Source organism: Pseudomonas sp. CFBP 13710 (assembly GCF_014842235.1).
Lineage (GTDB): Bacteria > Pseudomonadota > Gammaproteobacteria > Pseudomonadales > Pseudomonadaceae > Aquipseudomonas > Aquipseudomonas baltica.
The window spans coordinates 290,740-301,637 of sequence record NZ_JACYVJ010000005.1 but is presented as its reverse complement, the minus strand read 5'-3'; the positions used below and the strand labels follow the sequence as shown (position 1 = coordinate 301,637).

Below are 10,898 nucleotides of genomic sequence, written 5' to 3'. Positions count from 1 at the left end.
GATTAACAAGGAGTTTATCGTTTCGGCTGCGCCGGAAGTGGGGCGAATTATAGAGTGATTCCGGCGGGCGTCAATAGCCAATACAGGAAAAGTTCAGGAAATATAAAATGGGCAATATATTGCTCATTTCATCCGCCTTGGCCATGATACGCCGCACTCATGCCTTTCACACCTGCCAAGTAGCCGACACATGACTCCGCCTTCGCTGACCACCAAGCTCTACCCTATCGCTCTTCTTCTTATAGCCATGGCGTCCATCCAGACTGGTGCCTCGCTGGCCAAGGGCATGTTTCCGTTGATAGGTGCACAAGGTACGACCGCCTTGCGTCTGATCTTCGCCAGCCTGTTCATGCTGGTACTGCTGCGCCCATGGCGCGCCAAGCTGACCTGGACAACGCTGCAGACGGTGATGATCTACGGTATCGCCCTGGGCTGCATGAACCTGCTCTTTTATATGTCGCTGCGCACCGTACCGCTGGGGATCGCCGTGGCCCTTGAATTCACCGGGCCGTTGGCGGTAGCCATTCTGGCTTCGCGCAAGGCTGTGGATTTTGCCTGGGTTGCCCTGGCAGTCGTTGGACTGCTGCTATTGATACCCATGGGTGAGGCGCAGGCAGGGCTCGATCCGGTCGGCGTCTGCTATGCGCTGGGGGCAGGCGTGTGCTGGGCGCTGTACATTCTGTACGGGCAGAAGGCCGGTGCCGACAATGGCGTGCAGACCGCCGCACTGGGTGTGATGATCGCTGCGGTGTTCATCGCGCCGATCGGTATTGCGCATGCGGGCAGCGCCTTGCTCGACATGGCACTGATACCAACTGCCATCGCCGTGGCAATCCTGTCCACGGCGCTACCCTATAGCCTCGAAATGGTCGCGCTGACGCGCTTGCCTGCGCGAACCTTCGGTACGTTGATGAGCATGGAGCCGGCCATCGGAGCGCTGTCGGGGCTGTTGTTCCTGCATGAAGTGCTGAGCCCTACCCAATGGCTGGCCATAGGCGCGATCATCATGGCCTCAGTCGGAGCCACGCTGACGATTCGTGCCGAACACGCCCCTGCCGTGGCCGCCGACTGATCTGGCTCTTCACACGGGTAGAGTGCGCTCGCGCAGCCACTCCAATGGGGCGCCTGCCAGCAAGGGCGCCACTCGCCGGGCCACTTCGGCATGGTAGTCGTTGAGCCATCGGCGCTCAGCTGTCGACAACTCGTGAACATCTATGCAGCGCGTATCGATTGGGCATAGGGTCAAGGTTTCGAAGTCGAGGAACTGGCCAAAGTCGCTTTGGCCGGCTTCGCGGGTGAGGACCAGGTTCTCGATACGCACCCCCCAACACCCAGGACGGTAGGTGCCCGGTTCGATCGATGTGATCATCCCCGGCAGCATGGCCGTCTGCGGTGTCGTCGCGGCTTGATAGGCGATGACTTGCGGCCCTTCGTGAACATTCATGAAATAACCCACCCCATGGCCAGTGCCGTGCCCATAGTCGACCTGATCGGCCCAGATCGGCGCGCGCGCGATGGCATCGAGCAAGGGTGAAAGGATGCCCTTGGGAAAAGTAGCGCGTGACAGGGCGATCATGCCTTGCAGCACCCTGGTGCAATCCGCCCGCTGTTGCGCCGTGGGCGCACCGACCGGAATCATCCGGGTTATGTCGGTAGTGCCACCTAGATACTGGCCACCGGAGTCGATCAACAGCAGACCGTCACCCTCGATCACGGCATGGGCCTGTTTGGTTGCGCGGTAATGCGGCATTGCACCGTTGGCGTTGAACGCCGCGATGGTCGAGAAGCTGGGCGAGACGAAGTTGGGTCGACGCGCGCGCGCAGCCGTCAGCCGCTCGTCGATGGTCAATTCGGTTATACGTTCGCGACCCCAGGCAACTTCCAGCCATGCGAAGAACTCGCACAGTGCCGCCCCGTCCTGCTCCATGGCATGGCGGATATGTTCCGCTTCGGGTGCGGTCTTGCGCGATTTGCTCAGGGTGGTTGGATTGAGTGCTTCTACCAGGGCCACACCCGTCCCGAGGTTTTCGATGATGCCAACGGTGACGCGGGCCGGGTCGAGCAACAGCTTTTCGTCTACCGGCACAGCGGCCAGCGCCGATGCGATGTCGGCGTAGTCGCGAACCTCGATGCCGTCCTGCTCCAGGCTGTCGCGCACGCTGTTATCGACCCTGGACAGCGCAGTGAACAGCGTGGCCGAGCGCTCGCCGATCAAGGCGAACGCGACGAATACCGGGTTATAGGGTACGTCCGACCCGCGCAGGTCAAACAGCCAGGCGATGTCGTCAAGGGTTGCCAACAAGTGCCAATGGGCGCCATGCGCCTGGATCTGCTCGCGCAGCGTCTTCAGTTTTTCGCCGCGCTCGCGCACAGCGTAGGGTGCGGCATGTGCGTAGATCGATTGCGCAGGCAATGCCGGGCGATCGAGCCAGACCTGAGCGAAAAGGTCGGTATCGGTACGCAGTGACGCACCTGTCTGCTGGAGCTTTTCTCGCAACTGCCGTGCGGCGGCGATTGCCATGACCGCGCCGTCGACTGCAACCGTACCGCCTGCGCGCACCTGAGTGCCCAGCCAATCCAGTGGGCCCGGTTGCCCGGCGATCAGCTTGACCAATTCGATGCCGCTGTCGGCGAGTTCGACCCGTGCCTGCTCCCAGTAGCGGCTGTCGGCCCAGAGACCGGCGAACTCGGCGGTCACGATCAGGGTTCCGACCGAGCCCTGGAACCCGGACAACCATTGGCGGGCCTGCCAGTGTTCCGGCAGATATTCGGATAGATGCGGGTCCGCCGAAGGTACCAGCAAGGCATCTATGCCCTCGCGGAGCATGAGCGCGCGCATGTCGCGCAAGCGCTCGGCAACAGAAAAGCTGGCGGAAGGTGTCAGGCTCATTCGGGCTCCGGTTCGGGTGCTGGATCTTGTAGGCAGATGTTGGAGGCAGATCGTGTGGACGGATAATGGCGAAGGCAGCAGCGCGGGGCAACCTCGACGAAGAACGCTTCGCACCTGCTCGACGGCGTTGCGGTCACCTTGCAGCCTGGAGGAGTTCAGATGACGACGTTACGTACGAAGCGGACAGCCGTTTCGCTGTCGTTGCGGTACGCGTAGGGCTGATTGCTCGGGTAGACGAAAAACTCGCCGGCCGCGAGTTCGCGGGTGCGGCCCGCTAATATGATGGTGAGGCGTCCCTCGCAGACGTAGATCTGCTCGCTCCAACCTTCGGCGTCCGCCTCAGATGCATAGGATTCGCCGGGCTGCAGCAGCCATTCCCAGAGTTCTACCTCCTTGCTGGCCACCGTACTGGCCAGGAGTACAGCCCTGCTGCCCGGCAAGGTGCCGACCCACGCCAGCTCGTTGATACGGCTGGGGTCGCGGTTCTCGCCAGGCTGGATGAGGTCGCTGAAGGCAACCTCCAGCGCTTGCGCGACGCGATCCAGAGTGGTCAGGCTGACGTTGTTGTCGCCGGCTTCGATGGCCACCAGCATGCGGCGACTGACACCGGACTGTTCCGCGAGAGCCGCTTGGGAAAGTCCGGCGGCCTGACGCAAGCGCCGCACGTTATGGCTGACATGCTGAAGCACCGAAGCTTTGGAACTGGGGTCTTTGACCAAAGGGTTTCGCGCTCGCTGTGAGTAGTCCCGCTGATCGACGCAATTGTGGCGGAGCTAACGGTGGTAAAAATTTGTCATAAAAAAACAAGTCGTTACAGCATGCCTGTACGATTCTGCCACAGCTTGCGGGTTGGTGATCACCCTGTGAGCCCGTATGATCGTTTTCAATATTCCTGCAGATTAGAAGCCTATGTCCTTGATAGTACTATTGCTTCTGCCCTTCGTAGGCAGTTGCGTGGCAGCCATTCTGCCGCACAACGCGCGCAACGCCGAATCGGTTCTGGCTGGACTGGTAGCCTTGGTCGGCACGGTACAGGTAGCCATGCTGTATCCGCAAATCGCCAACGGCGGTGTGATACGCGAGGAATTCCTCTGGCTGCCCAGTCTCGGGCTCAACCTGGTGCTGCGCCTGGACGGGTTTGCCTGGCTCTTTTCCCTGCTGGTGCTGGGCATCGGCACGCTGGTCGCGCTCTATGCGCGCTACTACATGTCGCCGCAAGATCCAGTACCACGTTTCTTCGCCTTCTTCCTGGCCTTCATGGGCGCCATGCTCGGTCTGGTGATCTCCGGCAACCTGATCCAGATGGTGTTCTTCTGGGAATTGACCAGCCTGTTCTCCTTTCTTCTGATCGGTTACTGGCATCATCGCGCCGATGCACGCCGCGGCGCCTACATGGCGCTCATGGTGACCGGCGCAGGTGGCCTGTGCCTGCTGGCCGGGGTGCTGCTGCTGGGTCATATCGTCGGCAGCTACGACCTGGACAAGGTGCTCGTGGCGGGCGACGTCATCCGCGCGCACGGCCTGTATCCGGTCATGCTGACTCTGGTCCTGCTGGGTGCGCTTACCAAGAGCGCACAGTTTCCGTTCCATTTCTGGCTACCCCATGCGATGGCCGCGCCTACACCGGTTTCCGCTTATCTGCACTCGGCAACCATGGTCAAGGCCGGGGTGTTTCTGCTGGCGCGGTTGTGGCCATCGCTTTCGGGCAGCGAGCAATGGTTCTGGATAGTGAGTGGGGCGGGAGCATGTACCCTCGTGCTGGGTGCCTATGCGGCGATGTTCCAGAACGACCTGAAGGGCCTGCTGGCCTACTCGACGATCAGCCACCTGGGCCTGATCACTCTGTTGCTCGGTCTCAACAGCCCGCTGGCAGCCGTAGCGGCGGTGTTCCACATTCTCAATCATGCGACGTTCAAGGCGTCGCTGTTCATGGCAGCGGGCATCATTGACCACGAGAGCGGCACGCGGGACATACGCCGCTTGAGCGGGCTTTTCCGTCTGATTCCGTTCACGGCCACGCTGGCCATGGTCGCAAGCGCGTCCATGGCCGGTGTGCCGTTGATGAACGGCTTCCTGTCCAAGGAAATGTTCTTCGCCGAAACGGTGTTCATAAGCTCCACCGCCTGGGTCGAGATCGCTCTGCCCGTGGTGGCGACGCTGGCCGGCATCTTCAGCGTCGCCTATTCATTGCGCTTCACGGTGGACGTCTTCTTCGGTCCGAAAGCGACCGATCTACCCCATGTGCCCCACGAACCACCGCGCTGGATGCGTGCGCCGGTGGAGTTGCTTGTGCTGACCTGCCTGGTGGTCGGCATCTTTCCCGCGCAATCGGTGGCGCCGTTCCTTGCTGCCGCAGCATTGCCGGTAGTGGGCGGCGAGCTGCCCGAATACAGCCTGGCTATCTGGCATGGCTGGAACGCCCCGATGGTCATGAGCCTGATCGCAATGGGCGCGGGGGTGCTGCTCTACGTACTGTTGCGCAATCAGTTCCGTCACGGTCGCCTGCGTTATCCGCCAGTGATCGAGCGCTTCAATGGCAAGCGCCTGTTCGAGCGTTCGCAGGTGGTGATGATGCGGCTGGCACGAAGGGCGGAGCTGCTGTTGACTACCCGACGCCTGCAGGCGCAACTGTTCATGCTCGTGCTGGTCGCCGTACTGGCGGGCATGGCGCCGATGCTCTACAGCGGTCTGAGCTGGGGTGATCGACCGAAAATTCCAGGTTCGGGCGTGTTCGTGATTCTCTGGATGATTGCCATTGCCTGTGCGCTGGGCGCCGCCTGGCAGGCGAAATATCACCGATTGGCTGCGCTGACCATGGTCAGCGTGTGCGGGCTGATGACCTGCGTCACCTTCGTCTGGTTCTCGGCGCCTGATCTGGCGCTCACTCAGTTGGTGGTGGAAGTGGTCACCACGGTATTGATATTGCTGGGCCTGCGCTGGCTGCCTCGGCGGATCGAGGAAGTCGCACCGTCACGAGCCACTCTCGACCGCGCCAAGCTGCGGCGCCTGCGCGATCTGGTGCTGGCCCTGGTCGTGGGCGGCGGCATGGCGCTGTTGTCCTATTCGATGCTCACCCGTGCAACACCCAACTTCATTTCCGAGTTCTACCTGAGCCGTGCCCTGCCCCAGGGCGGCGGGACCAACGTGGTCAACGTCATGCTGGTGGATTTCCGCGGTTTCGACACTCTGGGCGAGATCACGGTTCTTGCCGCCGTGGCACTGACCGTGTTTGCCCTGCTCCGGCGCTTCCGCCCACCCAAGGAAAGCATGCAGTTGCCTGCGCAGCAGCGCTCACTGGCGCCTGACGTGGTAACCGACCTCATCAACCCACGTGGCGCGGATGATACGGCGCTGGGCTTCATGATGGTTCCGGCGGTTCTGGTCCGCCTGTTGCTGCCGGTGGCCGTGATCGTGTCGATGTACCTGTTCATGCGCGGACACAATCAACCGGGCGGGGGCTTCGTCGCCGGCCTGGTGCTATCGGTAGCGTTCATCCTGCAGTACATGGTGGCAGGCACGCAGTGGGTCGAGGCCCAGATGCGTCTGCGTCCGTTGCGCTGGATGGGCACTGGGTTGCTGTTCGCGACCGTCACCGGATTGGGAGCGATTGCACTGGGCTATCCATTCCTGACAACGCATACGGCGCACGTCCACTTGCCGCTGCTGGGTGATTTGCATGTGGCCAGCGCACTGTTCTTCGACATTGGTGTATTTACCGTGGTGGTGGGCTCGACCCTGCTGATCCTGACCGCTCTGGGTCACCAGTCGGTGCGCGGTCATCGGCCGTCCAGCCTGCCCAAGGGCATTGCCCCCAAAGGAGCCGTCTGATGGAAGAAGTGATTGCAATCGCAATCGGCGTCCTGGCTGCGTCAGGTGTCTGGCTGATCCTGCGTCCGCGGACGTTCCAGGTGGTCATGGGCCTGTGCCTGCTGTCCTACGGAGTCAACCTGTTCATCTTCAGCATGGGCAGCCTGTTCATCGGCAAGGAGCCGATCATCAAGGAAGGTGTGCCACAGGATTTGCTCAACTACACCGACCCCCTGCCCCAGGCACTGGTGCTGACCGCCATCGTCATCAGTTTCGCGATGACCGCGCTGTTTCTGGTGGTGTTGTTGGCATCGCGGGGCCTGACCGGCACTGACCACGTAGACGGCCGGGAGCCCAAGGAATGAGCTGGATGCCCCACCTGATCGTTGCGCCCATCATCCTGCCACTGTTCACGGCAGCGCTGATGATGCTGCTCGGAGAAAAACACCGTCCGCTGAAAGCGCGGATCAACGTCATTTCCAGCATGCTGGGACTGGCAATCGCCTGTTACCTGATGTGGTGGGTGCAGGATCAAGGCCAGGCCAGTTCGATTGGCGTGTACCTGCCCGGCAACTGGCAGGTGCCATTCGGTATCGTGCTGGTGGTGGACAGGCTCTCGGCATTGATGCTGGTGCTGACGGGCATCGTCGGGGTCTGCGCCCTGCTGTTCGCCATGGCGCGCTGGGATCGGGCCGGCGCCAGCTTCCATGCGTTGTTCCAGATTCAGCTGATGGGGCTCTACGGAGCGTTCCTGACGGCTGACCTGTTCAATCTGTTCGTGTTCTTCGAAGTGCTCCTGGCCGCGTCCTATGGCCTGATGCTGCACGGCTCCGGCAGGGCCCGAGTATCGGCAGGGCTGCACTACATCGCCATCAACCTGCTTGCCTCGTCGCTGTTCCTGATCGGCGCGGCGATGATCTACGGCGTCACTGGCACCCTGAACATGGCTGACCTGGCGTTGAAGATTCCGCTGGTGCCCGAGGCGGATCGCGGCTTGCTGCATGCCGGTGCGGCCATTCTGGCGACAGCCTTCCTGGCCAAGGCCGGCATGTGGCCGTTGAATTTCTGGCTGGTGCCGGCCTATTCCGCCGCCAGTGCCCCGGTTGCGGCCCTCTTTGCGATCATGACCAAAGTGGGTTTCTACACCCTGCTGCGGCTGTGGACACTGCTGTTCTCCGGACAGGCCGGGGCCTCGGCGCACTTCGGTGGCCAGTGGTTGATCTACGGTGGGCTGGCGACCATCGCCGTGGCCGCAGTATGCATCGTTGCCGCGCAGCGCCTGGAGCGCATGGCCAGCCTGAGCATCATGGTGTCGGCCGGTATCCTGCTGGCGGCCATCGGTTTCGGGCAGAGTGGACTGATCGGCGCTGCGCTGTTCTATCTGGTCAGCTCGACATTGGCGCTCAGCGCCCTGTTCCTGCTGGCCGAGTTGATCGAGCGCTCGCGTTCGGCCAACGAAATCCCGCTGGAGTACGATGCCGACCCGCTGCCAGCAGCAGTCGAGGCCTTGCATCCACCCAAGGGCATCAACCTGGATGACGAGCAGAAAGCCGTGGTGGGTCAGGTGATCCCATGGACCATGGCCTTCCTGGGTTTGAGCTTCATTGCCTGCGCACTGCTGATCATCGGCATGCCGCCGCTCTCCGGATTCATTGGCAAGCTGAACCTGATTTCCGCACTGTTCAACCCGCAGGGTCTGGGTGTTGCCAGCGAGCAGACCCTGAGTGCAACCGCATGGGCCTACCTGGCGTTGCTGATTCTCTCCGGGCTGGCGTCATTGATCGCGCTGGCACGGGTCGGCATGCAGCGCTTCTGGACGCCCCACGAGCGGCCTTCGCCGTTGCTGCGGCTCAACGAATGCGTGCCGATCATGGTCTTGCTGGGGCTTTGCGTCGTGTTGGCGATGCGCGCCGAGCCACTGTTGCGGTACACGGCGGACACGGCGGCGATGCTCGACGATCCCAAGCAATACGTGATGACCGTGCTGGGCGCTCAGCCAATACCCAGCCCGACTGCTGCCAGCCTGGAGGGTGAACCATGAGCCGCCTGTTCCCCGCCCCCCTTTTGTCTATGGCCCTTGCCGTACTATGGCTGCTGCTCAATGTGTCCCTGAGCGCCGGGAACCTGTTGCTGGCCGCGCTGCTTGGGTGGCTGGCGCCGTTGCTGATGTCGCCCCTGCGGCCTCAGGCGGTACGGATCCGTCGGCCCATGGTGGTGCTGCGACTGCTGCTGCGCGTAGGTGGCGGCGTGCTGGTTTCCAACGTGCAGGTATTCTGGCGGGTATGGACAATGGACGTTCGCGCGCCCCGCTCGGCCTTCATCGAGATTCCGCTGCAGTTGCACAATGCCAACGGCCTTGCCGCCCTGGCGGCCGTCGCCACCGTCATTCCCGGCACCGTGTGGTCCGAGCTGGCGCTGGATCGCAGCGTGCTGCTGATGCATGTGCTGGATCTGGATGACGAGGCGCAGTTCATCAAGGAATTCAAAGACACCTACGAACGCCCGCTGATGGAGATTTTCCAATGAGCGCATTGCTGTCCAATGCCATTGTCGCGAGCCTGTTCATCTTTGCCCTGGCCATGTTGCTGACCCTGGTGAGACTGTTCCGGGGGCCGTCGGCCCAGGATCGGGTGCTGGCCCTGGATTACCTGTATATCCTGGCGATGCTGGTCATGCTGGTGCTGGGTATACGCTACGCCAGTGACACCTATTTCGAGGCAGCGCTGCTGATCGCCCTGTTCGGTTTCGTGGGCTCGTTTGCGCTGGCCAAATTCCTGCTGCGCGGAGAAGTCATCGAATGAATTCGGTACAGATACTGCCGTTCTGGGTGGAGGTGGCCACAGCGGTATTGCTGCTGGCCAGCAGCGTGTTCGCCTTCACCGGCGCCTTGGGGCTGCTGCGCTTCAAGGACTACTTCCAACGCATGCACCCGCCCGCGCTGGCGTCGACATTGGGCGCCTGGTGCGTGGCGCTGGCTTCGATCCTGTACTTTTCCTGGCTCAAGCACGGGCCAGTGGTGCATGCCTGGCTCATCCCGATTCTACTGTCGATCACCGTGCCAGTGACCACGCTGCTGCTGGCTCGGGCCGCGCTGTTCCGCAAGCGTACCGCGGGGGAAGCGGTGCCTGCCGAAGTCAGCAGCCACCGCAGCGACAGTGGTCACTGACTACTTGAGGCTGGCGCTGACCTTGCTGGCGACCTCTTCGGGTAGCCATGCCTTCCACACGTCTGGATGATCTTTCACGAACGCCTCGCTGGCCTGGCGAGGCGATGTGCGGGCTTCGCTCATGTCGGCCAGGGCCTTGTTCAGGGGATCGATGGGAAGATCGACCTTGGCGAAAAAGTCGACCAGCTGCGGATACTCCTGCTGGAACGCCTTCGACACCCCTATGGACAGCTTGGAAGGTAGAGAGCGGCTCGGCAGCGGCGCAGGGTTGTCGGCATCGGTCAGAGTGCCCCAGGCCTTGGCATCGAACGGCGGTTCTTCGAGCTGGATAAGCTTGTAACGCCCCAGCAGCGGCGTCGGCGACCAGTAGTAGAAGAGCACCGGTTTGCCGCGACGGATCGACGACGCGATTTCGGCATCCAACGCAGCGCCGGAGCCAGAACGGAAATTGACATAATCGTCAGTCAGCTTGTAAGCCTTGAGTTTCTGCGCGTTGACGACTTCGGACGTCCAGCCGATCGGGCTATTGAGAAAGCGGCCCTTGTCGGGACTTTCCGGGTCCTTGAAGACGTCCTTGTAGCGCGCCAGGTCGGCGACGCTGCGCAGCTCTGGCGCGAGCGGTTTGATGCCCTTGGCGGCGTCACCCTTGACCACGTATTCGGGAACGAACCAGCCCTCGGTGGCACCCTTGACGGTATCGCCCACACCGATGACCTTGCCCTCGGCTTCGGCCTTGACCCATACCGGGCTGCGCCCCGCCCACTCTTCGGCAATGACCTGGATGTCGTTCTTGGCCAGGGCCGTTTCCAGGGTGATGGTCGTGCCGGGCTGGGTGTCGGTGGGCAGCTCGTAGCCCTTCTCGACGATGTAGCGCAGCAGTTCGGTGATGAAGCTGCCGCTTTCCCAGTTCAGATCGGCGAAGTGTATGGGCGCCGGCTGCGCGTGAGCCGGGATGGCTGCAGTCGATAGCCAGAAGCCGGCGCCACAAGCGGCCAGCCAGGCACGTAGTCCTTTCATGCGGGGTTCCTCGGTAAA

Annotated in this window: 10 protein-coding genes; 7 read left to right on the top strand and 3 right to left on the bottom strand. The window is 62.1% G+C overall.

Features of this window, described 5'->3' with window-relative positions; genetic code table 11:
* Positions 1 to 190: 190 nt before the first annotated feature.
* Positions 191 to 1,072 (top strand): threonine/homoserine exporter RhtA, encoded by an 882-nt coding sequence (gene rhtA / locus IFT44_RS14460; protein WP_192176102.1) that lies wholly within the window; start codon positions 191 to 193, stop codon positions 1,070 to 1,072.
* 9 nt (positions 1,073 to 1,081) lie between these two features.
* On the opposite strand, the gene IFT44_RS14455 is transcribed toward rhtA, so the two are convergent.
* Both IFT44_RS14455 and IFT44_RS14450 read right to left on the bottom strand, forming a co-directional pair.
* Positions 1,082 to 2,890 carry an aminopeptidase P family protein gene (locus IFT44_RS14455; protein WP_192176101.1) on the bottom strand — a complete coding sequence of 603 codons (1,809 nt, stop codon included), beginning with the start codon at positions 2,888 to 2,890 and terminating at the stop codon, positions 1,082 to 1,084.
* A 155-nt stretch (positions 2,891 to 3,045) separates the two neighbouring features.
* Positions 3,046 to 3,609, bottom strand: a complete 564-nt coding sequence (locus IFT44_RS14450; protein WP_122475781.1) for a helix-turn-helix domain-containing protein — start codon at positions 3,607 to 3,609, stop codon at positions 3,046 to 3,048.
* Between the two features lie 190 nt (positions 3,610 to 3,799).
* Between IFT44_RS14450 and IFT44_RS14445 the strand changes: the two genes are divergently transcribed.
* Genes IFT44_RS14445 through IFT44_RS14420 form a run of 6 tightly spaced genes read left to right on the top strand, consistent with a single transcriptional unit; the run spans position 3,800 to position 9,863 of the window.
* On the top strand, positions 3,800 to 6,718 hold the full coding sequence (locus IFT44_RS14445; RefSeq protein ID WP_192176100.1) for a monovalent cation/H+ antiporter subunit A: 2,919 nt from the start codon (positions 3,800 to 3,802) through the stop codon (positions 6,716 to 6,718).
* Entirely contained in the window at positions 6,718 to 7,062 is a 345-nt protein-coding gene (locus tag IFT44_RS14440) for a Na+/H+ antiporter subunit C (protein WP_043186251.1), read from the top strand. The genes IFT44_RS14445 and IFT44_RS14440 overlap by 1 nt, the downstream gene beginning before the upstream one ends.
* Entirely contained in the window at positions 7,059 to 8,738 is a 1,680-nt protein-coding gene (locus IFT44_RS14435) for a monovalent cation/H+ antiporter subunit D (RefSeq protein WP_192176099.1), read from the top strand. The genes IFT44_RS14440 and IFT44_RS14435 overlap by 4 nt, the downstream gene beginning before the upstream one ends.
* Positions 8,735 to 9,223, top strand: a complete 489-nt coding sequence (locus tag IFT44_RS14430; protein WP_192176098.1) for a Na+/H+ antiporter subunit E — start codon at positions 8,735 to 8,737, stop codon at positions 9,221 to 9,223. The genes IFT44_RS14435 and IFT44_RS14430 overlap by 4 nt, the downstream gene beginning before the upstream one ends.
* Entirely contained in the window at positions 9,220 to 9,498 is a 279-nt protein-coding gene (locus IFT44_RS14425) for a K+/H+ antiporter subunit F (protein WP_122475789.1), read from the top strand. The genes IFT44_RS14430 and IFT44_RS14425 overlap by 4 nt, the downstream gene beginning before the upstream one ends.
* On the top strand, positions 9,495 to 9,863 hold the full coding sequence (locus IFT44_RS14420) for a Na+/H+ antiporter subunit G (protein WP_122475791.1): 369 nt from the start codon (positions 9,495 to 9,497) through the stop codon (positions 9,861 to 9,863). The genes IFT44_RS14425 and IFT44_RS14420 overlap by 4 nt, the downstream gene beginning before the upstream one ends.
* Here IFT44_RS14420 and IFT44_RS14415 read toward each other — a convergent pair whose 3' ends face one another.
* Positions 9,864 to 10,880: an ABC transporter substrate-binding protein gene (locus IFT44_RS14415; RefSeq protein ID WP_192176097.1), complete on the bottom strand. Its 1,017-nt coding sequence runs from the start codon at positions 10,878 to 10,880 to the stop codon at positions 9,864 to 9,866.
* Between the last annotated feature and the right edge of the window lie 18 nt (positions 10,881 to 10,898).

Coding starts and splice junctions, on each gene's coding strand:
- IFT44_RS14425 (WP_122475789.1), top strand. CDS start 9,220: ATGAGCGCATTGCTGTCCAATGCCATTGTCGCGAGCCTGTTCATCTTT.
- IFT44_RS14415 (WP_192176097.1), bottom strand. CDS start 10,880: ATGAAAGGACTACGTGCCTGGCTGGCCGCTTGTGGCGCCGGCTTCTGG.
- IFT44_RS14455 (WP_192176101.1), bottom strand. CDS start 2,890: ATGAGCCTGACACCTTCCGCCAGCTTTTCTGTTGCCGAGCGCTTGCGC.
- IFT44_RS14435 (WP_192176099.1), top strand. CDS start 7,059: ATGAGCTGGATGCCCCACCTGATCGTTGCGCCCATCATCCTGCCACTG.
- IFT44_RS14440 (WP_043186251.1), top strand. CDS start 6,718: ATGGAAGAAGTGATTGCAATCGCAATCGGCGTCCTGGCTGCGTCAGGT.
- rhtA (WP_192176102.1), top strand. CDS start 191: ATGACTCCGCCTTCGCTGACCACCAAGCTCTACCCTATCGCTCTTCTT.
- IFT44_RS14445 (WP_192176100.1), top strand. CDS start 3,800: ATGTCCTTGATAGTACTATTGCTTCTGCCCTTCGTAGGCAGTTGCGTG.
- IFT44_RS14420 (WP_122475791.1), top strand. CDS start 9,495: ATGAATTCGGTACAGATACTGCCGTTCTGGGTGGAGGTGGCCACAGCG.
- IFT44_RS14430 (WP_192176098.1), top strand. CDS start 8,735: ATGAGCCGCCTGTTCCCCGCCCCCCTTTTGTCTATGGCCCTTGCCGTA.